The organism is Streptomyces sp. UF-297 (genome assembly GCF_058245575.1).
This window is the reverse complement of the sequence record NZ_JBSIBZ010000115.1, coordinates 1-25,356: the sequence shown is the minus strand read 5'-3', so window position 1 is coordinate 25,356 and position 25,356 is coordinate 1. Positions and strand designations below refer to the sequence as shown.

Sequence of the window (25,356 nt, the reverse complement as noted above, 5' to 3'; positions counted from 1 at the left end):
GCGGTCATGCCCTCGCCCGACAACCGGAACCAGTACTGGGTCTTCTCGGGCAGTCAGTACGCGCAGATCGAGATCGCGGACGGCAGTCACAGCGACAAGCGCGTGCTTGGGCCCGGCGCTCTGGGCGACTGGAAGGACAGTTTTCCGCGGGCGGAGAAGCGGGCGCGGTAGGCCGCGGGCGGCGGGAGAGGGCCGTGCCGTTCCGGGCGGGTTTGTATCCGCTGGGTATCAGCGAGCGCTTGGTCGGCCATCGAAAGGGGGCGGCGGGGTGTGATGCGGTTGCCGCTGTCGGTGGCTGCCATATCGTTCTTGGCAGGTCGCCGGTGCGTGGGAGGGCGTGCGGGGCCTGTGTCTCGTGACCGTCTGAACGGGAGTGATCCGCTCGTGTCCTCGTCCGCCCCGGCTCCGGCCTCCGAGCGGCCCGTCCGTGTGCTGCTGGTGGAGGACGACGACCTGATGCGCCGGTCCTTCGCCGTGGCCCTGGAGCGCTACGGCTACCGGGTCAAGGCCGCGGCCGACGGGCTGGCGGGGCTGGAGCTCTTCCGTGACGAGGGCTTCGACCTGCTGATCCTGGATGTGATGCTGCCCGGTCTGGACGGGATCGGCCTGTGCCGCAGGGTCCGGGAGACCAGCCTGGTGCCGGTGTTGATGATGTCGGCGCGCGGCGACGGGCTCGATGTCGTCGCGGGTCTGGAGGCCGGGGCGGACGACTACGTGGTCAAGCCCGTGGACACCTTCGTGCTGGTGGCGCGGATCCGCTCGCTGCTGCGCCGGGCGACGTACGCGCCTGCCCCGGGGCCCGAGCGGGCCGCGGACGAGGGACCGGCGCCGTCCGAGGCACAGCTGCTGGTCTTCGGGGATCTGAGCATCGACACCGGCGGCATGGAGGTGTTCGTCGCCGGAAACCCGGTGGCGCTGACCCCGACCGAGCTGAAGCTGCTGCTGGAGTTCGCCGCCCACCCGGGCATCGTGCTGGAGCGGCACACCCTGCTGCGGGACGTGTGGGAGTACGGCTGGGACGGCGACAGCCGGGTCGTGGACCTGTGTGTGCAGCGGCTGCGCAGGAAGCTGGGCCGGGACCGGATCGAGACGGTCCGCGGCTTCGGCTACAAGCTCAGGCGCTGAGGTGCGCCCCTTCGACCGGCCGCGGCCGGACCGCGTACCCCTGCGCTGGAAGATCGCCGCGCTGGCCGCCGCCACGGCCTGCCTGGTCGCGGCGGCCGTCGGCGTACTGGTGCACCTGTGGACCGCGCGGGACATCCGGAGCCGGGCCGAGATGCGGGCCTTCAACAGCCTGTACTCGGCCATGGACATCTACCGGCGCACCGGAGCCGTCGCGGACGGCGCCGAACTCGATCCGGCCGAGCTGCCCGCCGCGCTGCGGCACCCGGCCGACGGCGACCGGCACACGGCCTACGACGGGCGCGTGGACAACAACGTGGGCCCGAGCGTCTGGGCCGCCCAGCGGGTCGGCGGCCCGGACAGCCGGGTGCTGGCCGTCCGGGCCAACATGAGCGCGGAGCTGCACACGCTGCGCCGGCTCGACGCGACCATGGCGGTGGCCTCGCTGATCGCACTCGCGGCGGCCACACCCCTGGCGGTGTACGGGGCCGGGCTGCTCGGCCGCCGGCTGCGGCAGGTCTCCGAGACCGCGGGCCGGATCTCGGCCGGGGACCTGGACGCCAGGACCGGGCCCACCAAGGGCCGCGACGAGGTCGCCGACATCGCCACCACCGTCGACCTCATGGCCGACAGCCTCAGCCGACGGCTGCGCACCGAGCGCCAGTTCACCGCGGACGTGGCCCACGAGCTGCGTACCCCCGTCGGCGGTCTACTGGCCGCCGTCGACCTGCTGCCGCCCGGCGAGACGGAGGATCTGCTGCGGGCCCGGGTGCGCGACCTGCGCGGCCTGGTCGAGGACCTGCTGGAGATCTCCCGGCTGGACGCGGGAGCCGAACAGCCGGTCCGCGCCCATGTCCCGCTCGACGCGGTCGTCGCCGAGGCCGTGGCGCGCACCGGCTTCGACACCGAGGTCGCCGTCGCCGACGCACCGGCCCCGCCGACGGTGGAGACCGACCCGCGGCGCCTCGAACGGATCGTCAGCAACCTCGTCGTCAACGCCCACCGGCACGGGGCCGCACCGGTACGGGTCACCGTCGGGGACCGTACGGTCGTCGTGCGCGACCACGGCCCCGGCTTCCCCCCTGACCTGCTGCTCGACGGCCCGCGCCGCTTCCACACGGGCGCGAAGGAGCGCGGCGCGGGCCACGGCCTGGGCCTGACCATCGCGCTGGGCCAGGCCCGGCTCCTCGGCGCCGAGCTGCGCCTGGACAACGCCCCGGACGGCGGCGCCGTCGCCACCCTGCGCCTGCCGGACTGACCGCACGGCTTCGTTCGCCGTTCGCCGTTCGCCGTTCGCCGTTCGCCGTTCGCCGTTCGCCGTTCTCCGTACTCCGTTCGCCGTTCGCCGTTCGCCGTTCGCCGTTCGCCGTTCGCCGTTCGCCGTTCGCCGTTCGCCGCTACGAACTCACCGCCCCGCTCCGTTCTACGCAACCGATACACAGCGAAGCGGACGCCGATACACGGCGGCCCAGGCCCCGATACGTTCCCCGGACACCCTTCGACGTGCACCCGTTGGCACCCGAAGAGGAGTCCCCTGTGACCGCCCCATCCCTTGGCACGCTTCCGCCGCACCCGACGGCCGGGATCGCGGCCGCCACCACCGACCTCTCCAAGGTCTACGGCAGCGGCGACACCCGTGTCGTCGCCCTGGACCGGGTCGGCATCGCCTTCCGGGAGGGCGAGTTCACCGCGATCATGGGCCCCTCCGGCAGCGGCAAGTCCACCCTGATGCACTGCGCCGCCGGGCTCGACTCGTTCACCTCCGGCTCCGTACGCATCGGCACCACCGAACTGGGCACGCTCAACGACCGGCAGCTCACCGCGCTGCGCCGGGACCGGGTCGGCTTCATCTTCCAGGCGTTCAACCTGCTGCCGACGCTGACCGCGCTGGAGAACATCACGCTGCCCCTGGCCATCGCGGGGCGCCGGCCCGATCAGCAGTGGCTGGACCGCGTGGTCTCCAAGGTCGGCCTCGCCGAGCGCCTGGGCCACCGGCCAGGACAGCTCTCCGGCGGGCAGCAGCAGCGCGTCGCGGTGGCCCGGGCCCTGGTCTCCCGGCCCGCGATCATCTTCGGCGACGAGCCCACCGGCAACCTCGACTCCCGCGCCGGCGCCGAGGTCCTGGGCTTCCTGCGCGACTCGGTGCGCGAGCTGGGCCAGACCGTGGTCATGGTCACCCACGACCCCGTCGCCGCCGGCTACGCCGACCGCGTGGTCTTCCTCGCCGACGGCCGCCTGGTCGACGAGATGACACGGCCCACCCCGGATCGGGTCCTGGACCGGATGCTGCGCCTTTCCGGGGAGAACCCCCAGGCCCCCGGCCCCGGCCCCGCTCCCGACAGCCGCTCCCGCACCAGCTGACCCGCCCTCCCCCGGCACCGGACCAGCCACCCGCCCGCATGCCATCCGCCCGCATGCCTCCCGGGCCCCTGCCCCCGCGCCGTACGCCCCCGTACCCCCACGCTCCCGAAAGCTCCCCATGCTGAGAACAGCCCTGCGCAACGTCCTCGCGCACAAGGCCCGTCTGGCCATGACCGTCCTCGCGGTCTGCCTGGGTGTCGCGTTCGTCTCCGGCACCCTCGTCTTCGCGGACTCCTCCGCCGCGGCCCACCGCGCCGCCGCGTCGAAGAACTTCGCGGACATCGCCCTCTCCGTGACCCCGAAGGCTCCCCCGCCGGGGGCCGCCGCGAATCGGAACACCTCCGTGCTCGACGACGCCCTCGTCGGGAAACTGGCCGACGTACCCGGCGTCGCCGCCGTACGCCCCTCGGTCGACGGCTCGGCCGTCCTGAACGCGGCGGACGGCACTCCCCTGCGGGCCGACAAGGCGTGGGCGCACCCGGCCGGCGCCTACATACCGGGCAAGGACGGCAAGGACCGCCGCCACCCGCTGGTCAAGGGCCACGCCCCGCGAAACAGCGGTGAACTCGCCGTGGACAGCGGCACCGCGGCCGCCGGACACTTCGGCATCGGCGACCTGATCACGCTGGCCACCGACGGCCCGGTCATGACCAAGCGGCTCGTGGGCATCGTCACCACCGACGACACCCGGGTGACGGCCGGCGGCACCCTCGCCCTGTTCGACAAGGCGACCGCCCAGCGGCTGTTCGCCTCTCCTGGCCACTACACCGGCATCGACCTGTCCGCCGCCCCCGGCACCGACCGGTCCGCGCTCGCCCGCAAGGTCACCGACCTGCTCCCGGCCGACCGGGCCGAGGCCGTCACCGGCACGGCCCAGGCCGCCCAGCAGGCCATCCGCGTCGACACCCTGACCCGGGGCTACGAGAAGCTGCCGCTCATCTTCGCCGGGGTCTCGCTGTTCATCGGCTCCTTCCTCGTCGTCAACACCTTCACCATGCTCGTGACGCGGCGCACCCGTGAGATCGCGCTGCTGCGGGCCATCGGCGCCGCGCGCCGCCAGGTGGTCCGCTCCGTCCTCCTGGAGGCCCTCCTGATCGGCCTCGCCGCATCGGCGGCCGGTTTCCTGCTCGGCCTGGGCATCGCCCGCGTACTGCCCGACGTCCTGAGCGCCACCGGGGACACCCTGCCCGACGGGCCCCTGGTGATCGGCCCGCGTCCCGTCGTGGCGGCGCTCGGGGTGGGCGTGGGGGTCACCGTGCTCGCCGCGTGGCTGCCCTCCCGCAGGGCGGCGAAGGTCGCGCCCATCGAGGCGCTGCGCTCGGCCGAGCAGCCGCCCGGCGCCGCCCGGTCCCGCGTACGCGGCGTGGTGGGACTGGTCCTCCTCGCCCTCGGCGCCGGGCTGCTGGTGTCGCTGATGGGGGCCAAGGACGCCTCGGTGGAGAACCTGCAGAACGCGATGGCCGGCTGCGCCGCCCTCGTCGTCGCCATGATCATGCTGGCGCCGCTGCTCGCCGCCCCCGTGATCCGGCTGACCGGACGCCTGACCGGCCGCTTCGGGGTCACCGGCCGTCTCGCGCAAGAGAACGCGCTGCGCGACCCGCGGCGCACCGCCGCAACCGCCGCCGCCCTGATGGTCAGCACGGCGCTGGTCGCCGGGCTCGCCGTCATCGGCAACTCCACCGGGCAGGCGCTGGACCGCCAGGCCGCGGCCGGCCTCGGCGCCGACTACGTGATCGGCACCCGCACCACCATGACCGGCATCGACCCGGCCGCCGTACAGCGGGTCGCAGGCACCTCAGGGGTACGGACCGCGGCCGCCGTCACGGACTCCGCCCTGTTCGTCGGCGGCGGTGTCCGGGAGATCTCCGGTGTCGACCCCGCCACCGCGGACGCCACCATGAAGCTCGACTTCCTCAGCGGCTCCCTCAAGGACCTCGGGCCGGGCCGGATCGCCCTGTCCCGCACCCTCGCCCAGGAGCACGGCGTGCGCGCGGGCGGCAAGCTCAACGCCCGGATGGGCCGTAGCCAGGACGTCCGGCAGTACACCGTCGTCGGCGTCTACGAGGACAACCCCACCGCCCACGACGCGCTGGGCGCCCGCAGTGAGGTGCAGCGGCACAGCTTCAACCCCGGCTCCGTCCAGCGGATCCTCGTGCGCACCGACGGCGGCGCGGACTCGCAGGCCACCGCGGACCGGCTGCGCACCGCCGTGGGCAACAGCCCGCTGCTGAAGGTGCAGGACCGCGAGGAACTCGTCCGCGAGGCCGCCGGCGCCCTGAGCAGCCTGCTGACCCTGATGTACGGGCTGCTCGCCATCGGCGCCGTGATCTCCGCGCTCGGCATCGTGAACACCCTGGCCATGTCGGTCTCGGAGCGCACCCGCGAGATCGGCGTACTGCGCGCCATCGGCATGGACCGCGCCGGCATCCGGCGCATGATCCGCCTGGAGTCGCTGACCGTCGCCGCCTTCGGCACCCTGCTGGGCCTGGCGGGCGGGCTCTTCGGCGCCTGGACGGTCGGCGCCCTGGCGAACGGCGCCCTGGCCGGCTACTCCTTGGCGCTGCCCTGGGGAACCCTCCTGCTCGTGTGCCTGGTGTCGCTCGCCATCGGCGCGCTCGCGGCCGCCGTTCCGGCCCGCCGGGCAGCCGCCCTGAGCCCCCTGGAGGCCGTCGCGGAGGCGTGAGGCACGGACCCCTCTTCCGGGCGGCCGCTCAGCGGGCCGTCCGGAAGGCGTGGGCCAGGTGGTCCTGGAGGCGGGCGTGGCGGAACTGGTACACCGCGCCGGACTGGCGCAGCACGCCACGCCGGTGGGCGTCCTCCAGAAAGGCGTTGACGTGCCAGGGAAGGCGCCCGGTGAGCGGCAGCCAGAGGCGGGTGAGGGCGATCCAGTGGCCCCAGGCGGTCGGGCCGAGCGCGAAGGTCAGCCCGCCGCCCAGGCCCCCCACGACCGTGAACGCGATGAGGTCGACGGAGTCGAACCGGCCGGCGCCGTACAGGATCGCGCCCGTGGCGGCCACGAGGGTCCCCAGGGTCAGGCTGCCGCCCGAGGGGCGGGTGCGGCCGGACTCACCCGACGGCGTGGTGTGCCCGTAAGCGCCGACAGCGCTGCACGGTGCGGCGACGAACCAGGGCTACAGATGGTGAAGGCCCCGTTCCGCTGTGTCAACCACCCTGTACAGCAATGGAGTTGGGACACAGCACGGCCCGGGCCCCCCGGGAGCACCGGCGGGGCCGGGCCGTGGGCCGGGGCCGCGTCAGCGGCAGTCGGCGACCGGGTTGTCGTGGGTGAGGGCGCAGATGAAGCGGGCGCCCTGGGCGTCACCGTAGGTGGACTTCAAGACCTTCTGGAGGTCGGTCCACTGGCGCTGGGTCTCGGCGATGGCGCCCTTGACCGCGTGGTCGAAGTTGGTGGTGGAGCCGTTGACCACCTTGCCGCGGGTGGTGGTGGGGCTGGAGGTGGCGCCGGTGACCGGGTCGATCTGACCGTTGTCCTTGTTCATGTCGGGGTAGTGCGAGACGCGGTTGTTGCCGGGGCAGGGGCCCGTCGGGCTGGAGATGCTGTAGCAGCCGGTGGAGAAGTCCTTCGGCACGGCCGAGGCGGCCGGCGGGGCGGCGGCGGTCAGGTCCAGCAGCGGGGAGGGGCCGGACCTGTCCAGGCCGGGGGGATTGTGGATGCCCACCGCCTGGCTCTGGTCGGGCCGGTCGGTCCAGTTGCCGTGGGCGTAGAAGTCCTGGATGCCGTGCAGGGCGTCACCGAAGGCGTCGATGGCCTTGCACTTGGCGCGGGTCTCGTACGAGGTCTGGATGAAGTTGCAGTCCTGGCCGTCGAGGCTGACCTGCTCGGGGTCGAGCGCGCCGGATCCGCCGGCCATCTTGCCGGAGCGCTCGCCGCCGTCGCCGAAGCGGTCCTGGAGGTAGGCGATGCAGTTCTGCAGGGCCTTGGTGGCCTGCGCGCGGGTCTGGCCGTAGCCGGACGTGTCCAGGTAGTCGGCGTTGTCGCAGTGCGCGGTGGCCTGGGTGATCTGGCCGCGGTCCGGCGCGCCCACCGCTCCGATACCCTTGCCGGTGAGCAACTGGGCCTTGTTCCCCGCCAGTTGGCTCATCGACGCGGGCTCGAAACAGGACCCCTTGGGGGCGAGCTGGGAGTCGCACGACAGGGCGGCGCGGGTGATCCGCTCGTGCTCGTGGCTCTGGCCGTTGGAGCCGTACGTACCGAAGGCGTGGGCCTGCTGGGTGGGGGCGGCCAGCAGGGCGGCGGCCAGCACGCCCGCCGCTGCCAGGAGTCGGACCGGCCTGCGAGTGAGGCGGGGCATGCGTGAGGTGCCCGTCATGGGCGGTCTCCTTCAGGTAGTGGGGTGGGGGGGGTGGTCTCAGTCGCCGCGTGAGAAACGGCGGTTGGCCACGAGGAGGGCGAGGACGACGGTGAGGGCCACCAGGCCCAGGGACGCGCTCATGGGCACCGGGTGGCCGCCCCAGGTGAGGCGGTCGAAGTAGGGCGCGGCGGGCCCGTGGTGGAAGGCCATGACCGTCCCGCGCATCGCGTCGACCGCGTACGTCATCGGGTTGACCAGGGCGAGGGCGGCCATCCAGGCGGGCATGGCACTGATGGGGAACATCATTCCGGACAGGAACGTGAGCGGGATGAACATCGCGGCCAGGACCACGTTGAAGGTCTGCACCCGCCGGATGCTGACCGCCAGCGCCGCCGCGAGCACCGTCATGGCCAGCGCCACCAGCAGGAGTTCGGCCAGCAGCGCGGCGAACAGGTCCAGCCGGTAGGGGACATGGGCGAGCCCGGCGCTGGCCAGCACCACCACGGCCTGGCAGGTGGCGACCGTGGCGCCGCCCAGGCACTTGCCGATCAGCAGGGTGCTGCGCCCGACGGGCGCCACCAGCATCTCGCGCAGAAAGCCGCTCTGCCGGTCCCAGACGATCGAGGAGCCGACCGCGACCGCGGGCTGCTGGATGGACATCACCAGCACCCCGGGGAAGAGGAAGAGCAGATAGTCGTCGGAGGAGCCGGAGGAGTCGACGATCCCGGCCAGGCCGACGCCCAGGACGTACAGGAAGAGCAGCGGCTGGACCAGGGAGGCGGCCACCCTGGGCAGGTCGCGCCAGAAGTGTTTCATCTCGCGGCGCCAGACCATGCGCCCGGCCCGTATCTCGTTGGCCAGGCGGCGCGGACGGGGGTCCGCCGAGGGGGCCATGGGCGGTTCGGCGCCCCGGCGTGCGGTGGCGGGTCCCGACGTGGTGTGGGTCATCAGCGCTCCCCCGCCGGATCGGCGCCATTCACGGTCTCGTCGCGCAGCCCGCGCCCGGTGTGGTGGAAGAAGACGTCGTCCAGGGTCGGGCGGATGACGGTGACCTCCTGTACGGCGACGCCGAGGCCCGCGCACAGCTCGGGCACGGCCCGCGCGCCGTCCTCCACCCGCACCCGCAGGCCGCCGGGAATGGCGGTGGGCCGCAGTCCGAAGCGCTCTCGCAGCGCCTCGGCGGCCGCGGTGTCGTCCGCGGTGCGCAGCTCGATCCGGTCGGCGCCGATCACCGACTTCAGCTCGGCCGGTGAGCCCTGGGCGACGATCCGGCCCTCGTCGATGATGGCGATACGGTCGCACTGCTCGGCCTCGTCGAGGTAGTGCGTGGTCAGGAAGATGGTGGTGGCCTCGCGCTCGCGGATCTCGGCCAGATACGTCCACACCTGCGCCCGGGTCTGCGGGTCCAGGCCGATGGTGGGCTCGTCCAGGAACAGCAGCCGGGGGCGGTGCAGCAGGCCGCGGGCGATCTCCAGGCGGCGCTGCATCCCGCCGGAGAAGGTGCGCACCAGGCTGTCGCGCCGCGCGCTCAGCCCGACCAGGTCGAGCATGGCGTCGATCCGGGCGGGCAGCCCGGCGGTGGGCAGCGCGTACAGGTCGGCGTGGAAGCGCAGATTCTCCGCCGCCGTCAACTCCCCGTCCAGCGTGGTCTCCTGGAAGACCAGGCCGATGGTGCGGCGCACCTGGTGCGGGTCGGTGCGGGTGTCGTACCCGGCGATCTCGATCCGCCCGCTGGTGGGCATCGCCAGGGTGCACAGCATCGCGATGGTGGTGGTCTTGCCCGCGCCGTTGGGGCCGAGGAAGCCGAAGGTCTCGCCCTGGGCGACGGTCAGGTCGATGCCGCGTACGGCCGCGGTGCCCGCGTAGGTCTTGGCGACCGAGCGGGCGCGGATGGCGGGTGGTGCTGCTGCGGCCGGCGCCACGTGTGTCCTCACCTCGTAGGGGTCGGGGGCGGGAGGGTGTCAGGCCGCGTCCGGGCGCAGGCGGTCCATCCAGTGGTCGGGGACGGAGAAGCCGAAGCTCCAGCGGTGCCGGTCGGTGGGGTTGACGATGCAGTGCCAGAAGAGCTTGGCGGGGTCCTGCTCGATCTTGAAGAACCGTACGATCCGCTGCCGTTCGGGGAGCGTGACGATCTCCTGGGTCCGCGGGTTCATGTAGCGGAAGAAGGAGGTCTTGGCGGGGTCCTCGAAAGGCTGGTCCGTGTCGATGACGTACATCCGCCAGCCCGGGTGGTCCTCGTTGGTGTGCCACAGCCGGTAGGAGGCCGGCGGGTACCACAGCGATCCGGAGAAGCGCACCTCGCCGCCGAAGAGCCGCTCCAGGCAGTCCACGACGCGGTTCTTGGCCGCCAAGTAGTCCAGATATCCCGGGTGTTCGACGTGCTCGTCGAGGTTGACCAGGTGGAAGCCGGGGTTGGCGGGCAGGCCGGACGGGGCGGTGCGCCACTGCGCGGTGGAGGCCTCGTGGTGCCAGGTGCGGAATTCGGGGGAGGCCGGCGAGAGCGAGGTGGACCACAGGTCCTCGTCGCGGAAGTCCGCGGCGAACTGGCCGAAGTCCACGGTGGGGGGCTTGACCTTGAGGCGGGGCAGCTCTTGGCCGACCGTCTCGAATCCGGGCAGCTCGTCGATCGGGTATTCGTAGTGGTAGAAGCTGGTGGCCTCCGGGGACGGGCGGCTGTGCGGCACGGCGGCCGGGACCTCTGCGGCGGAGGCGGAGAAGAGCGCCGAGGCCTCCACCAGTTCCTTCTGACTGAAGGAGTACCCCTTCCGCTCGCCGAGCAGGACGAGCTCCGCCAGCCCCGTCATCGCCTTCATCTGCTGCGCGATATCGCCCGGTTCCTGGGCCGCACGCAGGAATTCGGTGCAGGATTCGACGGACATACGCTTCTTCTCCTTCGGCTGTTCGGATCTGCTGGAACGGGAATGCGGCCCGGTCATCGGTTACGCGGCGGCGGGTCCAGAAGCAGGACGGAGGGGACCCTTTCGGGCGCGGCCAGCCGCAGGCAGTGCATGCCGAATCCGGCGATGCCCAGCATCAGTCCCGGGAAGAAGTTGGCGCTGCCCTCCGCCACCCCGTCCCGCACGCTGTCGAAGTCCCGCCACAGCGCCTGCACTTGGACATTGGCCTCCATCCGGAAGGTGGGGTCGTCCCGCAGTTCCGCCACCCGCAGCAGCAGTTCCGCATTCCCCGATGTGCCGTGGCACAGCGTGTGGTTGCGCAGTCGCGGGAAATTGCGGACGGTGGCCCGCAGCGCCTTGTAGGACTCGCGCAGCAGCGTCTCGTCCTCGCCGCCCAGCGCCGCCCAGCTGGTGATCCGGCTCAGCCCGATCCCGGCGGCCCCGTTGCACCAGGCGTTGGCGTAGTGGCGGCCCTGCCGGGAGATGCCGCCGGAGCCGGTCCGCAGGTCGTACCAGTCCTGTTCACCCTCGTCGAAGTGCCGGGACTCGTACGCGAAGGCGCGCTTGCCCGCGTCCACGTACTCCTGGCGTCCGGTGCGCCGCCCCAGGGCGATCAGGGCCCAGCCGATGCCGGCGGCGCCGTGCGCGAACCCGGTGAGGTTGTGCTCGGCGACCTCGGCGGGGAAGGGCCGCCAGCTCAGGGTGTCGCCGTCGGCCTCGGCGTGGCGCAGGACGTGTTCGGCGCATCGGTGCGCCAGGCCGATGCCGTGCCCGTCGGTGGCGTCGGCCAGGCCGAGGAGGACCGGGATGAGGCCCGCGGCTCCCTGGAAGACGTCGAAGTGCCGGTCTTTTTCGATCAGTTGGGGCAGGGAGTCGGTGAGCCGTACCGCCTGCTCCAGCAGCCGCTCGTCCTTCCACAGGTGGTGCAGGTGGGTGAGGAGGTAGATGGTGCCGCCCACGCCGCCGAAGGCGCCGGGGCGCTCGCGGTTGCCGGTCAGTACGGCGTGCTCGGCGGCCCGTTCGGCGGCCGCCCGGAACTCCTCGCGGGGCACGGCCTCGTTCAGGTAGGCCAGGAACAGGGCGATGCCGCCGGTGCCGAGGTAGAGGTCGGCCTCGATGTCCACCCGGTTGACGGCGCCGTCGACCAGTTCGGCCGAGGTCCACGGGGTGGCGGCGCCGGGCTCGCGCATCTCCTTGCGGAGCCGGTCGCCGATCTTGGCCGCGTAGTCCGTCGCGGCCTGGACGAAGGACTCGTCCGCCACGCCGTCGGTGACCAGGCTGGCCGCGATGTAACGGGTCTGCTGGACACGGTTGTTGTCGGTCAGGCGGGCGATACGGCGCCTGGCGTGGTCCAGCGGGGACAGTTCCAGGGACGAGGGGAGCAGGCCGCTGTGGTCGTGCACGAGCCGGGTGCCCTGCGCGGCGGCGGTGAACAGCGGCACGTCCAGCTGCCACAGCGAGGCGGTCTCGCGCTCGGCCAGTACGTTGTCGTGGTCCCAGGTGCGGGGGAAGGTGCGCACCGTGTTGGCCAGCAGGTCGATCTCCAGCGGCTCGGCCAGGGACTTGGGGTGCCGGGCGGCGACCAGGAGCTGCTGGTAGATCTGGGTGCTCCAGTTCACGAAGCGTACGGATATGCCGCCGAAGATCTCCGTGATACGGCGGGCGGCTTCCTCGGGGCGCCACTGGAACCAGCCGTAGACGCGGTTGAAGCCGTCGGTGATGGCCTCCGCGTAGTCCTCGGGGGCCACCAGCGTGCCGTTGAGGAAGACGCGGTTGGCGGTCCTGGCCGGGATGCGCACGCCGGTGCGCTGGCCCACCGACGCCTGGAAGCTGAGCCGGTCGCCGCCGATCTGCGGTACCGGCATCGGCATCTCGTACTCCTCGCCGCCGGCGTAGCCGCTGAGCTTCATGCCGGCCTGGCCCTCGGCCTGCGAGGTGCCCTGCGGGCGCTCCAGCAGGCCGGTCTTGAACACGGAGTCGATCAGGGTGCCCTCGGCCACCCCCTGCCCTTCGGTGAGGGCGCCCAGCACGGTCTCCGCGTCGCAGACGAAGGCGTGCCCGTCGGCGACCAGGATGTTCTCGTGGTGCAGGTCGCTGCCGCCCAGTACGTAGAAGATGCCGAGGTAGCCGCCCAGCTCGCGGTAGATGTCGGCCACTTGTTCCGGGGTGGTGACGTCGTTGCGGCCCGAGGGGATGAGCGCCTCGTAGCCGTAGCCGTCCATGGGCAGGACGGGGCGGGTGGCGAAGCCGAGCGCGCCCTCCTCGGCCAGGGTGCCCAGGAGCTCCTGGAGGGCCGCTTCGGCCTCGACGCCGCGCGGCTTGTAGACGAAGCAGTCCGTGCCGCCGTCCTCGAAGGCCACCTTCACCCTGGCGACGCTGCGCGCGCCCGCGTGGTAGTCGCCGCTGCCGGGCTCGAAGGAGGTGTAGCGCGCGATCCGCCTCGCCCGGCCCCGCTCCCCGGTGAAGAAGGCGCCGGCGATCCGTTCGGCGTCGCGGGCGAGGTGGCGCAGGACCTGCTGGCCGTACGTGGCCAGCAGGGCGGTGACATGGGCCAGCCAGCGGCCCAGCACCGGGAAGGTGAGGAAGAAGGCGTGGTAGGCGGCGCGGTCGGCGAAGGCCTCGTCCAGATAGGCGCGGTACTCCTCCTGGGTGGCGGCGGTGGCGTCGATGCCGCGCAGCTCGCAGTAGACCTTGGCGTCCGCCTCCACGGCCCAGGCCAGCGACATCTCGAAGCGGTCCAGCAGATGCGCCTGGAAGTCGGTCACCAACTGGTCGCCGAGCAGGGCGCGTTGCCGGGCGGGCAGGGCGGCGCGCGCCCGGTGGAGCCGCCGGCCCAGTTCGGCCAGGAACGGTGCGCAGGCGATGGCCAGCCTGCCGTAGTACGTCTCGGGGCCGCGCCAGAAAGCGTCGGCGGCGGGCTCGCTCGCGGTGGAGCCGAGGCGGTCCAGGGCGTCGCGGTAGGTGGGCAGCCAGGAGGTGTGCAGCGAGGCGAGGAAGGCGCGCTCGCTCTCCGGCGCTCCGTCCAGGGCCAGTTCGTGCCGGCGGTAGGCGGTCAGGGCCTGGACGAGCCCTTCCTCGGTGTGCTGCGGGGGCACCGCCCGGTGGGCGGACTCCTGCAGGAACTTGTCCGCCAGCTTCCCGGCCAGCTGCCCGATCTTCCAGGTGTCGAACGCTTCGAGCGCGCCGTGCGCGGCCCCGTCGCCGAGCGTGGCCACCACCCGCAGGCGCTCGGACAGGTTGCTGGCCCTGGCGGCGAGGTCCAGAGGGTATGCGGCAGTGCCCATGCGTGAAGTACTCCTACGGTCAAGGGAGTCCGGGAGGTCGGGGAGGAGCGGGGGGCGGAAAGGGGCGGCGCGAGGCGCGCGGTACGGCACGTACGGCTGCGGCACGTACGGCGTTGCGGCTGCGGCACGTACGGTGCGGTGGCACGGCCCGCGCCGCGCCACCGCACCGCCCTTGAGGGGCCGTCAGCCCCGGGGCACCGAAGTGCGGGGCATTACTGCTTGGTGGAGCCGTCGCACAGGATCGTCAGCGGGCCGGAGCTGCAGGTCGAGCCGCAGGCGTACATCTCGACGGCCTGGGCGCCCGCCGTCCAGAAGTCCAGGGACTCCTGGTCCAGCTGCTCCACCGGGGCGGGCAGCGACTGGGCGGAGAGGCCGAACGCGGCGGGGTCCGCGAGCACGGCGCTGCGGAACTCCGCGTCGACAACAGCCTGCCGGAGCATGGTTGCGGTCATGATTTTCTCCTCTGGGTAAGAGTCGACATCACACTGACTTCTGGTCGCCTGAATCCCGCAGACCGGTCTGCATCTCCCTGACCTGCCGGGAGGACAGATGGTGCAGGTTCTTGTCCAGCTGCTGGGCGGCCAGCACGACGCCGATCTGCTCCTCGACGTCCTGCAGTTCACGAATGGCATTGCCCATGTTGTCGCTGTTGTTCTGCCAGGCGACCAGCTCCCTCTCCTTGTCGGAGAGGCCCTCTCGAATCCACAGGGACTCGAGCCAGGACTTGGTCTCGAACGGATGCAACCCGGCCGGCTGGGAAGTCCGCGCGAGCAAAGGCTCCTCGTGGAGTGCGAGCGCCATTTCCAACGCTTTACGCAGCGTGCCGTCGGGCGGCAGCAGCGAGCACAGGACGACGAGTTCCTGAATGCGCCGAATGGTGTCGACTCCCGGGTAGATGGTGTCTTCCTTCGCGCTTTTCATGGACCACTCCACTCCGTTCGCTGTCCCGGGAGAACAACGTTAGGGAGCGGCACTTGCAGCGGAATCACAGTTGAATTTCAGAGCGCCTTCACGGCACTTTCACAGCACTTTCACCGCGCATTCACGGTGATTTCAGAGCGCTTCCGGGGCGCTTTCTAAGTACGTTCAGGGCGCTTTCGCGGCGCCGTCACGGCAGTTGAGGAACGAGCGGTCCTCAGCGCGTGAGCCCGGCGTCGCGCGCGCACAGCGCGGCCTGCACCCGGTTGTCCACTTCCAGGGCGGCCAGGATACGGCTGACGTGCGCCTTGACCGTGCTCTCCCGCATGCCCAGCCCCGTGGCGATCTCCGCGTTGGAGGCGCCGTCGGCCAGCAGCCTGAGCACATCGGTCTCGCGCGGGGTCAGGCGGTCCACCCGCGTGCGGGCGGCGGCCGAGGCGCCGCGCACGGTGTGGTGGTGGTGCTCGATGAGGCGGCGGGCGGCGGAGGGGTGCAGCATCGCCTGCCCGTCGGCGACGACCTCCACGGCCCGGATGATCTCCGCGGGGTCGGTGTCCTTGAGCAGGAAGCCGACCGCTCCCGCGGCCAGCGCGTCGTAGACGTACTGGTCCAGGTCGAAGGTGGTCAGCATCACGACCTTGGGCGGCTCGGGCAGCGCCAGCAGCCGCCCGGTGGCCTCGATCCCGTCCATCCTGGGCATCCGCACGTCCATCAGGACGACGTCCAGGCGCTGCGCGGTGGCCCGTTGGACCGCCTCCACGCCGTCACCGGCCTGTGCGGCCACGGTGATGCCGGGCGCGTCCTCCAGGATGTCGGCGAGCGCCAGCCGCACCAGGCTGTCGTCGTCGACGATCATCGTCCGGATCATGCCGCTCCCCTGGTGCGCTGGTCGTCGAGCGGGATGTCGGCGGCCACCTTCCAGCCGCCTGATCCCGTAGGACCGTACTCCAGATGGCCGTTGAGCGCGGCGACCCGCTCCGCCAGCCCGACCAGGCCGTATCCCGAGCCCTCGGCCGCGATCTCGCCCGGAGCGCCCGCCGGGTTGCGGACCACGACCCTGGACATCGGCGGTCCGTAGCTCACCTCCAGCTCCGCCGTCGCCCCCGCGGCGTGCTTGCGGGCGTTGGTCAGGGCCTCCTGGGCCAGGCGGTGGATGGCCAGGCGGTGGCTGGCGGGTACGGAGTCGGGGTCGCCCTCGATGACCGCCGCGACCTGCTGCCCGGCCGCCCGCGCCTCGTCGATGACCGTGGAGAGCCCCTGCAGGCCCGGTACGCGCGAGGCCGGCGCCTCGCCGGTGTCATGGCCGCGCAACACTCCCAGGACGTCCCGCAGATCGCCGAGCGCGTCGGTGGAGGCGGTGCGCAGCAGCCCGATGCGGTCGGCCACCGGCTCGGGGAGGTCGCCCGAGCGCCGCTTGAGGGCGCCGGTGTGCAGCGCGATGACGGTGAGCCGGTGGGCGAGCACGTCGTGCATCTCGGCGGCGATGCGGGTGCGCTCCTCCAGCCGGGCCTGCTCGGCGCGCAGTTCGCGCTCCACCCGCAGATGGTCGACCTGCTCGGCCAGCGAGGCCACCAGGCGGCGGCGGTTGCCCGTCCACAGGCCGATGACCAGCGCGAGCAGCAGGACCAGCAGCGGCCCGTAGGTGCGGGTCATCCACAGGCTGTGCTGCGGGTGCGCCAGCGAACTGCCGGTCATCGCGGCCACCACGCACAGCGCCCCGAAGGCGAGCCGCCCGCGGGAGGCGAGGTGGAAGAGCACCACCAGCAGCGGGAAGACCGAGCCCAGCAGCACCGCGCCCGCGATGGTGACCACCGCGGCGAGTAGCGGCAGGCAGTGGCGCAGCAGCACGGACAGGCTCAGCGCGACGGCCAGCCCGGCCCGCAGGCTGAGCATCGTGCCGCCCTCCGCGATGTACGCCTCCTGCACCGTTCCCGCGCCGACGACGCAGATCATCAACGCCTCGGCCCACCACGGCCAGGTCCGGCCCGCCAGCTTGCTCACCAGGTCATCGTAGGTGTGCAACGTCCCTGCCTCCTCGGCCACTTGTCCATCACCACCCCCTACTTTCGTACGGGGTGCCCGTCGCAGGACGGCCGATGGAACAGGCCCGGCCGCTGCCTAGCGTCTCGGCCATGACCCAGACACCGGCCGCAACCGCCCCTTCGACCACCGCGATCACCGCTCCCACCGGAGTTCGACGGCAAAACGGTGCCACCGCGTTCCTCCGCGAGGCCACGCGTTCCATGCACACCACCGGCGCGGTCGCGCCCAGCAGCTCCCACCTGGCCCAGCGCCTGGCCGCGCCGCTGCCCGCCCCCGGCGGCCGCAGCCCGGTGCGGGTGCTGGAGGTGGGCGCGGGCACCGGTACGGTCACCCGCGCGCTGGCCGGGCGGATCGGCCCCGGCGACCGGCTGGACACCGTGGAGATCAACCCCCGTTTCGTACGGCTGCTGAACGAGGCGCTGCGCTCGGACCCGGTCCTGGCCGCCGCCGCCGAGCGCATCCGGATCGTCCCGGAGTCGATCACCGAGACGCCGCTGCCGGAGAGCGGTTACGACGTGATCGTCTCCTGTCTGCCGTTCACCAACTTCGACCCCGACTTCGTACGGACCCTGCTGGAGCGCTACCTGCTCGCCCTGGTCCCCGGCGGGCATCTGACCTTCTTCGGCTACCTGGGCACGCTCGCCTCGCGGTCGCTGTTCGCCAACCGCACCGAGGCGGCGCGGCACCGGGCGGTGGCGGACGTGCTGGCGGAGTTCGCCGCGCGCCACGCCAGCGGCGGCGGCTCCAGCGTCGTGTGGCGCAACCTGCCGCCCGCCCGCGTCACGCATCTGCGCGCGCCGGAGCGCTGTGCGCGGGCGGCAGCTCAGGCCGGCCCGGGCACCGTTGCGGACCAGCATCGATGATCCTGCCCGCCGATGTGCTGACGGCGGTGCCGCCGGCGGCCGCGTACGCCGTGATCACCGGGCTGGTGGCGCTGGAGTCGGTGCTCTTCCTCGGCCCGTTCGTGCCCACCCTCGGTCTGCTGCTGGTCGCGGGCGGCCTGGCGTACGCGGGCACCCTGGCGCTGCCCGTCGTCATCGCCTGCGCCGCGGCCGGCGCGGTGGCCGGGGACTTCCAGGCGCACTGGACCGGGTACCGGCTCGGCGACGGGCTGCGCGCGGGGCGGCTGGGGCGGCGGGTGCCGGGCCCCGCCTGGGACCGGGCGCAGGCCGCCGTCCACCGGCGCGGCCGCCCGGCGCTGCTCGTCTGCCGCTTCGTACCGCTGGTGCGCACGCTGGCGCCGCACGTGGCGGGCGCGGCCAAGATGCCCTACCGGCGGCTGGCCCCCTTCAGCGGGGCCGCCGCGGTGGCCTGGGCCTGCGCCGAGGCCGGGGTCGGGTACGCGGGCGCCGCGTCCTGGAGCAGCCTGCCCGACGGGCGGACCGCCGCCGTGGCGGCCGGCGCCGTCGCGGGCACGCTGCTGCTGTTCTTCGGCGTACGGGCCGCGCGGGGACGGCGGCGCCGGTCCTGCGCCGCCGCGGGCGAGGGGAGTTCCCCGTCCGCCGAGGCACGAAACGGGTGAGCCGCCCAGCGCGCCGGTCAGGAGACCTGCTGGCGCAGCAGCCCGTCCGCGGCCCACTGCGCGGCGGGGAGGCGGTCCGCGTCCGCGCGCAGCATCGCCACGTGCAGCCGGCGCAGTTCCTCGCCCGGCTCCACGCCCAGCTTGTCGCGGAAGGCGCGGCTGACCCTCGCGTACGCCTCCAGCGCCTCGCCCTTGCGGCCGCAGCGGTACAGGGCGGTCATCAGCTGGAGCCAGCGGTGTTCGTGGAAGGGGTACTTGACGGTGAGCGAGCGCAGTTCGCCGACGATCTCGTTGTGCCGCCCCAGGGCCAGGCACACGTCGTGGTAGCGCTCGCTGGCCTTGAGCCAGCTCTCCTGGAGCCGGGGGGCCACATCGCGGTGCAGGGCGTCGGACTGTATGTCGGCCAGCGGCTGGCCGCGCCACAGCGCCAGCGCGTCGCTGAGCAGCGCGGCCTCGGTCGCCAGGTCGTGGCGCAGGGCAGCGGCCCTGGCCAGTTCGGTGAGTTGGTGGAAGCGGGTGAGGTCCAGGCGGTGCGCGGGCAGGTCGATGGTGTAGCCGCCCGGCGCGGTACGGACATATCCCCCGAGTCCGGCGCCGTTCGCGTCCAGGCTCTGCCGCAGCCGGGTCAGCAGCGTGTGCAGTGCGCGGCGCGGCTGGGACGGCAGATCGTCGTCCCATAATCGGTCGACCAGTTCACCGACCGGCACCACCTCATTGACGTCGACCAATAGCGCAGCGAGCAATGCACGCTGTTTTCCGGTGGGAATGGGAATCGTTCGCCCCCCGGTACACACCCGCAACGGTCCCAGTACACAAAAACATTCGTCGCCGCCCATGAGCCACCCTCCCTGGACTTCCCTTGTCCAGGACAAGGGCACTGCTGTCGTCGCCCCTCGGGCGATCGGCAACGGCCAAGACTACGCCGCACGTTGGGGATTCTTCTCCCGGTCAGCGGGGGTATGCGCTTGTTTGAGACAAAGTCGGCGAGTAGCGCCGCATTCACCGCGGGCCCGCTTGGGGCGGACTTGGGGATTCACCGGACTGCCTTTGACCCGCAATTGACGCCCGCCTTCGCATCCCGCAAAGCCCGCGCAGGTACGGTCCAAAAGGCCCGCGGATTCCGGATGGTGGACACCGGGCCGCCGCGGCGACGGCGGCCCGGCACCGTGCTATCCGCGCTGTGCCAGCACCGCTTGTGCCACGGCCTGCGGGTCGTCGGCCATCACCAGGTGGCCGGCCGGGGCCGCGACGGTGAACTCGCCGCCCAGCAGCGTGGCCAGCGCCCGCTGGCGCTCCAGCCACCGCAGTTCGCGCGCCGTCTCGCTGCCGTCGTACGCCGCGAGGACGGTCACCGGCACGTCCGGCAGCGGGTGGTCCGGGCGCAGCGCGGCCACTTCGGCGGCCAGGTAGGTGTAGGTCGCGTTCTCCAGTGCACAGGCGCGCAGCACCCGGCTGGTGCGGTAGCTGTCGCGCTCGTAGGGGCCCGGCTCGTGGCCGCGCACGGTCGAGGCACGGTTGGTGAGCCGGCGGGCGGCGGGGCCCAGCAGCCGCGGCAGTCCCAGTGCGCAGGCCGCGGCGGCCGCGCCACGGGCCCAGCCGGTGCGCAGCGCGCGGGGCAGCAGGGGGCGGGGGTCCTCCTCGACGCTGCCGTCGACCAGGACCACACCGCTGGTGCGGGCGGGGTGCAGCCGGGCGAAGGCCTCGGCGTGGAAGGCGGCCAGGGAGTGCGCGACGACGGTGCACGGGCCCGGCAGGTCCAGCGCGTCCAGCAGGTGCGCGATGCGGTCCGCCTCGCCCGCGGCGGTGGGGGCCCGGGGCGCGGGGGCGCTCAGGCCCAGCCCCGGCCGGTCGAAGCGGACGACCGTACGGTGCTCGGCGAGCAGGGCGGCGACCGCGTCCCAGTCGAACCAGCTCATGCCCAGGCCGCCGGTCAGGACGCACACCGGGCCCCGGCCCTCGCGCAGGACGTGCAGCGGTGTGCCGTCCACCCGCACCATGCGGCCGGGCGCCGGGGCCGGGCGCCGGCTCACCGCTGCCGTCCCGCGCTCCCGGCTTGCCTGTCCCCGGTGGAACCGCCGCTGGAGCCGGTCGCCCCCCTCCCGTCCGCGCCCGATGCCTGCGCGGCGCGTTCGGCAGCGCTCGGCGCGTCGTGCGCCGCCGTCATCTCCCCCGTCTTTCCCGCCCGCGCTACGCAGAACGCGAGCAGGGCCACGTAGACCGCTATGAACAGGACCTGGAGCCGCTGCCCTATCCCCAGCGCCCAGGTGCCGTTGCCGGAGGTGAAGGCCTCGATGGAGGCCAACGTCCAGACGGTGGCGAGCAGTTCGGCCACCACCAGCGCGGGGCCCACCCGGCGCAGCGGCGGCCACCAGCCGTACTTGCGGGCGGCGATGGTCAGCACCACCACGGCGGTCACCGCGCCGACCATGGCGATCGAGCTGGTGAAGGAGTGTGCGGAGTGGGAGAAGGGCACATGGCCGATCGCCTCGCGGCGGGCGCAGGAGGCGTCGCTGGTGGGCGCGCAGCTCAGCGGCAGCCGGGAGTCCAGCATGGTGGAGGCGCCGAAGAGGGCGATCCCGGCCCAGCCCGCCGTCGCCCAGCGGCGGCCCCGGCGGGGGAAGGTGACCAGCGCGATGACCGCGCCGGCGAGCAGCAGCAGGCCGGCGATCAGATCGGTGGTACGAAAGAGCACGCCGAGCGGCTGGTCGTCCGCCGCCAGCTCACTGACGTACCCCTTGACCGGATCGAGTCCGGTGGACAGAAAGGCTTCCAACACCCAAGCGGTGTAGGAGATGGCACCGAGGAGCAGCAGTACAGAGGTCGCCGTCGCCCCGCGACGGGCGGGGGCGGCGCTGCGTATGTGGCTGACGGAGTTATTCAACGGCTCGGACATCCTGATGGTCTGGGTGGACCCAACTGGGCTTTCGGTACTTCAGGAACGCCATGGGCGCAAACAGCCCAAGGATAAGCAGACCCCCACCCACGATCAGGAGATACCTCCACAAAGGCCCGCTGCCGAACTGCTCGGGCGGGACAAAACCAATGGCCAGAGCGCAGAGCGAGGCGGCGAAGCCGACACCCGCGACCAGCCGGACGGCCGGGACCCGGAAGCCGCGCGGGTGGTCCGGCCGCAGGGTCCGCAGCCGGATCACCGCGACGAACATCAGCAGGTACACGATGAGGTAGATCTGCGTGGTGATGACCGAGAAGATCCAGTACGCGCTGGAGACGTCCGGGATGAAGGCGTACAGCAGCGCGATCAGGGTGGTGAGCACACCCTGGGCGACCATGATGTTCTGCTGTACGCCGTACTTGTTCAGCCGCTGCAGCACGGGCGGGAGATAGCCCTCCTGCCGGGAGATCATCAGCAGGCCCTTGGACGGCCCGGCCAGCCAGGTCAGCATGCCGCCGAGCGCGGCGGCGACCAGCAGCACCCCGACGACCTTGGTCAGCCAGCCGACGTGGAAGTGCTCGAAGAAGCCCTGGAAGGCCTGCATCACGCCCGCCGTCAGGCTGAGGTCCTCGGCCGGCATGACCCAGCTGATGGCCAGCGCCGGGAGGATGAAGATCAGCAGCACCAGTCCGGTGGCGGTGAACATCGAGCGGGGGAACTCGGTGCCCGGGCGGCGCAGCGAGGAGACGTGCACACCGTTCATCTCCATGCCCGCGTAGGACAGGAAGTTGTTGACGATCAGCACCAGGCTGGCCAGTCCCGTCCAGGGCGGCAGCAGATGGCCGCCGTCCATGGGGGCGGCGGAGGGGTTGCCCTGGCCCAGGAAGACCAGCCCCAGGATCACCAGCACCGCGCCGGGCACGAGGGTGCCCAGGACCAGGCCCGCGCTGGAGAGCCCGGCGACCGCCTTCGTACCGCGCGCGGAGATCCACACCCCCGCCCAGTAGATGACGATGATCACGATCGCGACGTAGAGGCCGTTGTCCGCGAGCCGGGGGTCGATGACGTACGCGAAGGTCGAGGCGACATAGGCCAGCAGGCTCGGGTAGTACGCGATGGTCATCGCGAACTGGCACCACACGGCGAGGAACCCCAGCGGCTTGGACAGCCCCTCGCTCACCCAGCGGTAGACCCCGCCGCTCCAGCCGGAGGCCAGCTCGGCGGAGACCAGGGCGGTGGGCAGCAGGAAGACGACCGCCGGGAGGATGTAGAGGAAGATCGCGGCGAGCCCGTAGATCGCCATCGAAGGGGACGGCCGCAGGCTCGCGACGGAGGCGGTGGTCATCAGCGCCAGCGTCACCCAGGAGATGAACTGGCCCCGGGGAGCGGCGGGGGCGGCTGCCGCCTGGGCGGCCGGGGCGGGGACCTCCGGCGGTACCGCCTTCGGGCCGCCCGGACTCTCGTCGGCGTCGCTGGTCGTCATGGGAGCCCTTCCGCCCGGTCTGATCCTTTCCGCCCATGATCGATCCTGCCCGTCGGCCCCGCACATCGACTGCCGTGGCCCAGCCTGCCGCCCCGGCACTGGAGCCTCATACCCCACAGGGGTAAGGTGCAACGATCAGTACCGCCCGGGAGGGCCACGATGCGCGAGAGTCATGCACAGGGGAAGGCCGCCGTGTGGTGCGGCCGCCTGCTGCTGTTCACGGCGCTGATCGCGGGCATCGTGGCGATGCACACCCTCGGGCACCCCAGGCCGGGACACGGCGGCGGGGGTACGGCGGCGCACGGAGCGGCGTACGAGACCGGGCGGGCCGGACATGAGGCCGCACAGGCCGGACATGCTGCCGCGCAGGCCGGGCACGGGACCGGGCAGGACGGACACGGGGCCGGGACCGCTCATCGGACCGCCCCGCGACAGCCCCTCGCCCACTCCCCCGCCTCCCCTGTCTCCCCCGGCTCCCTCACACCGCTCGCCTCCCTCTCCTCCCCCGAGGGCGGCCACGGCATGGACCCCGGCTCGGTCTGCCTGGCCGTGCTCTCCTTCTGGGCGCCCGTACTGCTCACCCTGCTGGCGCTCGCCGGGCTCACGCTGCGCCGCCGCAGTGCCATCGACGTCCTCGCCGCCGCGCGCGCCCGTCTGCTGCGCGCCCTGTGGCCGATACCGCCACCGCTCCCCCGCCACAAGCACCTCGCCCAGCTGTCGGTCCTGCGCGTGTAGCCGCGCGCCCGGCCCGCCGACGCCTGCCCGCGTCCGGCCGCCGGTCCCGCGCCACCCACCGACACACCACCACGAGGTGCCCCACCATGCCGTACCGCACAGCTTCTCCCTCCCGCCGCGCCCTGCTCGGCGCCGGCCTCGCCCTCACCGGCGGCGGTCTGCTCGCCGCCTGCGGGGGCTCGGGCCCGTCCGCCGACGACGCGGCGGGCAAGTCCCCGGCCGCGCCCGGGGGTTATGTCACGCCCGACGGCAAGGAGGTCGCCGCCGCCGAGGCCGCCCGCGGCGCCTCCGGGCCCGTACGCGAGGTCGCGCTCACCGCGACCCGCACCCGCCTGGACCTCGGCGGGCGCACCGTCGACTCCTGGGCGTACGGCGACGACCTGCCGGGCAAGGAGGTCCGCCTCACCGCGGGCGACACCCTCGCCCTGACCCTGGCCAACCACCTCCCCGAGGCCACCTCGATGCACTGGCACGGCCTGGCCCTGCGCAATGACATGGACGGGGTCCCCGGCCTCACCCAGCGGCCCGTCAAGGCGGGCGCGTCCTTCGCCTACCGCTTCGCGGTGCCGCACCCGGGCACGTACTGGTTCCACCCGCACTCCGGCGTGCAGCAGGACCGCGGCCTGTACGCGCCGCTGATCGTCGAGGACCCCAAGGAGCCGCTGCAGTACGACAAGGAGTGGGTCGTCGTCCTGGACGACTGGGTGGACGGGGTGGACGGCAGCACGCCGGACGCGGTGCTGGCCGAACTGAGCCGCGGCATGGGCGGGATGGACCACGGCGGGGGCTCGGGCGGCGGCGGGATGGACCACGGCGGCTCGGGCGGCGGCATGGACCACGGCGACATGGGCCACGGCATGTCCCACATGTCGATGACCCGCAAGGCCGCCGCTTCCCCCTCCCCCTCCGGCCCGCCCCGCATGATGATGGGCGCCACCAGCGATCTGCTCGGCGGCGACGCGGGCGATGTGAACTACCCGCACTACCTGGTCAACGGCCGCACCCCCAAGGACCCGCGGACCTTCCGCGCCCGCCCCGGCGACCGCGTCCGTATCCGCATCATCAACGCCGGCGGTGACACCGCCTTCCGCGTCGCCCTCGGCGGCCACCGCATGACCGTCACCCACACCGACGGCTTCCCCGTCGAGCACACCACCACCGACGCCCTCCTGCTGGGCATGGGCGAGCGCTACGACGTGCTGGTCACGGTCAAAGACGGCGTCTTCCCGCTCACCGCGCTCGCCGAGGGCAAGAAGAACAGCGCGCTGACCCTGCTGCGCTCCGGCGGCGGCGCGGCCCCCGACGCGTCCGTACGCCCCGAGGAGCTGGACGGAAAGCTGCTCACCGCCGGGCAGTTGAAGGCCGCCGAGGCCGTCCGCCCGAAGCCCCGCACGCCGGACCGCACCGTGCGGCTGGACCTGACCGGCTCGATGGCCGAGTACGACTGGGCCGTCAACGGCAGGAAGTACTCGCCCGCCCAGCGCCACCCGGTCCGCGCGGGCGAGCGGGTCCGGCTGCGCTTTCGCAACACCACCGAGATGTGGCACCCCATGCACCTGCACGGCCACACCTTCTCCCTGCCCGGCGGCGGCCCGCGCAAGGACACCGCGATCGTCCTCCCCGGCAAGACCCTGGACGTCGACTTCGACGCCGACAACCCGGGCCTGTGGATGCTGCACTGCCACAACGTCTACCACTCGGAATCCGGCATGATGACCGTCCTCGGCTACCAGAAGTAGCGGCGCCGGGGGGGGGGGGGGGGGGGGGGGGGGGGGGGGGGGGGGG

Annotated in this window: 22 protein-coding genes; 8 read left to right on the top strand and 14 right to left on the bottom strand. The window is 72.7% G+C overall.

Annotated features, from left to right (window positions below):
* Positions 1-384 precede the first annotated feature (384 nt).
* From cseB to AC4IJH_RS39250, 4 genes are all read left to right on the top strand, one after another.
* Positions 385-1,125 carry a two-component system response regulator CseB gene (gene cseB, locus AC4IJH_RS39265; protein WP_490856787.1) on the top strand — a complete coding sequence of 247 codons (741 nt, stop codon included), beginning with the start codon at positions 385-387 and terminating at the stop codon, positions 1,123-1,125.
* A gap of 1 nt (position 1,126) precedes the next feature.
* Positions 1,127-2,380 (top strand): sensor histidine kinase, encoded by a 1,254-nt coding sequence (locus AC4IJH_RS39260; RefSeq protein ID WP_490856786.1) that lies wholly within the window; start codon positions 1,127-1,129, stop codon positions 2,378-2,380.
* Between the two features lie 278 nt (positions 2,381-2,658).
* Positions 2,659-3,483 (top strand): ABC transporter ATP-binding protein, encoded by an 825-nt coding sequence (locus AC4IJH_RS39255; RefSeq protein WP_490856785.1) that lies wholly within the window; start codon positions 2,659-2,661, stop codon positions 3,481-3,483.
* A gap of 118 nt (positions 3,484-3,601) precedes the next feature.
* Positions 3,602-6,166 carry an ABC transporter permease gene (locus AC4IJH_RS39250; RefSeq protein WP_490856784.1) on the top strand — a complete coding sequence of 855 codons (2,565 nt, stop codon included), beginning with the start codon at positions 3,602-3,604 and terminating at the stop codon, positions 6,164-6,166.
* Positions 6,167-6,194: 28 nt separating this feature from the next.
* Here the strand turns inward: AC4IJH_RS39250 and AC4IJH_RS39245 are convergent, their stop codons facing one another.
* The 10 genes from AC4IJH_RS39245 to AC4IJH_RS39200 all read right to left on the bottom strand — a co-directional run bounded on the left by AC4IJH_RS39245 (position 6,195) and on the right by AC4IJH_RS39200 (position 16,917).
* The gene (locus tag AC4IJH_RS39245; RefSeq protein WP_490856783.1) at positions 6,195-6,500 is read right to left on the bottom strand and encodes a hypothetical protein; all 306 of its coding nucleotides are present in this window, start codon (positions 6,498-6,500) and stop codon (positions 6,195-6,197) included.
* A 237-nt stretch (positions 6,501-6,737) separates the two neighbouring features.
* Positions 6,738-7,814 (bottom strand): CinY protein, encoded by a 1,077-nt coding sequence (locus AC4IJH_RS39240; RefSeq protein WP_490856782.1) that lies wholly within the window; start codon positions 7,812-7,814, stop codon positions 6,738-6,740.
* Between the two features lie 39 nt (positions 7,815-7,853).
* The gene (locus AC4IJH_RS39235; RefSeq protein ID WP_490856781.1) at positions 7,854-8,744 is read right to left on the bottom strand and encodes an ABC transporter permease; all 891 of its coding nucleotides are present in this window, start codon (positions 8,742-8,744) and stop codon (positions 7,854-7,856) included.
* A complete protein-coding gene (locus AC4IJH_RS39230; RefSeq protein ID WP_490856780.1) occupies positions 8,744-9,718 on the bottom strand; it encodes an ABC transporter ATP-binding protein in 975 nt (324 codons plus the stop codon). The genes AC4IJH_RS39235 and AC4IJH_RS39230 overlap by 1 nt, the downstream gene beginning before the upstream one ends.
* A gap of 39 nt (positions 9,719-9,757) precedes the next feature.
* The gene (locus tag AC4IJH_RS39225; protein WP_490856779.1) at positions 9,758-10,675 is read right to left on the bottom strand and encodes a Nif11-like leader peptide family natural product precursor; all 918 of its coding nucleotides are present in this window, start codon (positions 10,673-10,675) and stop codon (positions 9,758-9,760) included.
* Positions 10,676-10,728: 53 nt separating this feature from the next.
* On the bottom strand, positions 10,729-13,977 hold the full coding sequence (locus tag AC4IJH_RS39220; RefSeq protein WP_490856778.1) for a type 2 lanthipeptide synthetase LanM family protein: 3,249 nt from the start codon (positions 13,975-13,977) through the stop codon (positions 10,729-10,731).
* Between the two features lie 212 nt (positions 13,978-14,189).
* Positions 14,190-14,429, bottom strand: coding sequence for a cinnamycin family lantibiotic (locus tag AC4IJH_RS39215; protein ID WP_490856777.1), 240 nt, complete (start codon positions 14,427-14,429; stop codon positions 14,190-14,192).
* Between the two features lie 28 nt (positions 14,430-14,457).
* Positions 14,458-14,898 (bottom strand): DurN family substrate-assisted peptide maturase, encoded by a 441-nt coding sequence (locus tag AC4IJH_RS39210; RefSeq protein ID WP_490856776.1) that lies wholly within the window; start codon positions 14,896-14,898, stop codon positions 14,458-14,460.
* Positions 14,899-15,112: 214 nt separating this feature from the next.
* Positions 15,113-15,763: a response regulator transcription factor gene (locus tag AC4IJH_RS39205; protein WP_490856775.1), complete on the bottom strand. Its 651-nt coding sequence runs from the start codon at positions 15,761-15,763 to the stop codon at positions 15,113-15,115.
* Positions 15,760-16,917, bottom strand: coding sequence for a sensor histidine kinase (locus AC4IJH_RS39200; protein ID WP_490856774.1), 1,158 nt, complete (start codon positions 16,915-16,917; stop codon positions 15,760-15,762). Before AC4IJH_RS39200 ends, AC4IJH_RS39205 begins: the two co-directional genes overlap by 4 nt.
* Positions 16,918-17,027: 110 nt before the next feature.
* Between AC4IJH_RS39200 and AC4IJH_RS39195 the strand changes: the two genes are divergently transcribed.
* Together AC4IJH_RS39195 and AC4IJH_RS39190 are read left to right on the top strand one after the other, a co-directional pair.
* The gene (locus tag AC4IJH_RS39195; protein WP_490856773.1) at positions 17,028-17,801 is read left to right on the top strand and encodes a class I SAM-dependent methyltransferase; all 774 of its coding nucleotides are present in this window, start codon (positions 17,028-17,030) and stop codon (positions 17,799-17,801) included.
* The gene (locus AC4IJH_RS39190) at positions 17,798-18,460 is read left to right on the top strand and encodes a DedA family protein (protein WP_490856772.1); all 663 of its coding nucleotides are present in this window, start codon (positions 17,798-17,800) and stop codon (positions 18,458-18,460) included. The genes AC4IJH_RS39195 and AC4IJH_RS39190 overlap by 4 nt, the downstream gene beginning before the upstream one ends.
* A gap of 17 nt (positions 18,461-18,477) precedes the next feature.
* On the opposite strand, the gene AC4IJH_RS39185 is transcribed toward AC4IJH_RS39190, so the two are convergent.
* The 4 genes from AC4IJH_RS39185 to gadC all read right to left on the bottom strand — a co-directional run bounded on the left by AC4IJH_RS39185 (position 18,478) and on the right by gadC (position 22,836).
* Positions 18,478-19,296 carry an AfsR/SARP family transcriptional regulator gene (locus AC4IJH_RS39185; protein ID WP_490856771.1) on the bottom strand — a complete coding sequence of 273 codons (819 nt, stop codon included), beginning with the start codon at positions 19,294-19,296 and terminating at the stop codon, positions 18,478-18,480.
* Positions 19,297-19,629: 333 nt separating this feature from the next.
* The gene (locus AC4IJH_RS39180) at positions 19,630-20,490 is read right to left on the bottom strand and encodes an alpha/beta fold hydrolase (RefSeq protein ID WP_490856770.1); all 861 of its coding nucleotides are present in this window, start codon (positions 20,488-20,490) and stop codon (positions 19,630-19,632) included.
* Entirely contained in the window at positions 20,487-21,353 is an 867-nt protein-coding gene (locus AC4IJH_RS39175; protein ID WP_490856769.1) for a DUF998 domain-containing protein, read from the bottom strand. Before AC4IJH_RS39175 ends, AC4IJH_RS39180 begins: the two co-directional genes overlap by 4 nt.
* A complete protein-coding gene (gene gadC, locus AC4IJH_RS39170) occupies positions 21,334-22,836 on the bottom strand; it encodes a glutamate/gamma-aminobutyrate antiporter GadC (RefSeq protein ID WP_490856768.1) in 1,503 nt (500 codons plus the stop codon). Before gadC ends, AC4IJH_RS39175 begins: the two co-directional genes overlap by 20 nt.
* Before the next feature lie 159 nt (positions 22,837-22,995).
* Between gadC and AC4IJH_RS39165 the strand changes: the two genes are divergently transcribed.
* On the top strand, positions 22,996-23,571 hold the full coding sequence (locus tag AC4IJH_RS39165; protein WP_490856767.1) for a hypothetical protein: 576 nt from the start codon (positions 22,996-22,998) through the stop codon (positions 23,569-23,571).
* An 86-nt stretch (positions 23,572-23,657) separates the two neighbouring features.
* Entirely contained in the window at positions 23,658-25,310 is a 1,653-nt protein-coding gene (locus AC4IJH_RS39160; protein WP_490856766.1) for a multicopper oxidase family protein, read from the top strand.
* Positions 25,311-25,356 lie beyond the last annotated feature (46 nt).

Coding starts and splice junctions, on each gene's coding strand:
- AC4IJH_RS39165 (WP_490856767.1), top strand. CDS start 22,996: ATGCGCGAGAGTCATGCACAGGGGAAGGCCGCCGTGTGGTGCGGCCGC.
- AC4IJH_RS39210 (WP_490856776.1), bottom strand. CDS start 14,898: ATGAAAAGCGCGAAGGAAGACACCATCTACCCGGGAGTCGACACCATT.
- AC4IJH_RS39225 (WP_490856779.1), bottom strand. CDS start 10,675: ATGTCCGTCGAATCCTGCACCGAATTCCTGCGTGCGGCCCAGGAACCG.
- AC4IJH_RS39235 (WP_490856781.1), bottom strand. CDS start 8,744: ATGACCCACACCACGTCGGGACCCGCCACCGCACGCCGGGGCGCCGAA.
- AC4IJH_RS39220 (WP_490856778.1), bottom strand. CDS start 13,977: ATGGGCACTGCCGCATACCCTCTGGACCTCGCCGCCAGGGCCAGCAAC.
- AC4IJH_RS39175 (WP_490856769.1), bottom strand. CDS start 21,353: ATGTCCGAGCCGTTGAATAACTCCGTCAGCCACATACGCAGCGCCGCC.
- AC4IJH_RS39205 (WP_490856775.1), bottom strand. CDS start 15,763: ATGATCCGGACGATGATCGTCGACGACGACAGCCTGGTGCGGCTGGCG.
- AC4IJH_RS39215 (WP_490856777.1), bottom strand. CDS start 14,429: ATGACCGCAACCATGCTCCGGCAGGCTGTTGTCGACGCGGAGTTCCGC.
- AC4IJH_RS39195 (WP_490856773.1), top strand. CDS start 17,028: ATGACCCAGACACCGGCCGCAACCGCCCCTTCGACCACCGCGATCACC.
- AC4IJH_RS39185 (WP_490856771.1), bottom strand. CDS start 19,296: ATGGGCGGCGACGAATGTTTTTGTGTACTGGGACCGTTGCGGGTGTGT.
- AC4IJH_RS39250 (WP_490856784.1), top strand. CDS start 3,602: ATGCTGAGAACAGCCCTGCGCAACGTCCTCGCGCACAAGGCCCGTCTG.
- AC4IJH_RS39160 (WP_490856766.1), top strand. CDS start 23,658: ATGCCGTACCGCACAGCTTCTCCCTCCCGCCGCGCCCTGCTCGGCGCC.
- AC4IJH_RS39240 (WP_490856782.1), bottom strand. CDS start 7,814: ATGACGGGCACCTCACGCATGCCCCGCCTCACTCGCAGGCCGGTCCGA.
- gadC (WP_490856768.1), bottom strand. CDS start 22,836: ATGACGACCAGCGACGCCGACGAGAGTCCGGGCGGCCCGAAGGCGGTA.
- AC4IJH_RS39190 (WP_490856772.1), top strand. CDS start 17,798: ATGATCCTGCCCGCCGATGTGCTGACGGCGGTGCCGCCGGCGGCCGCG.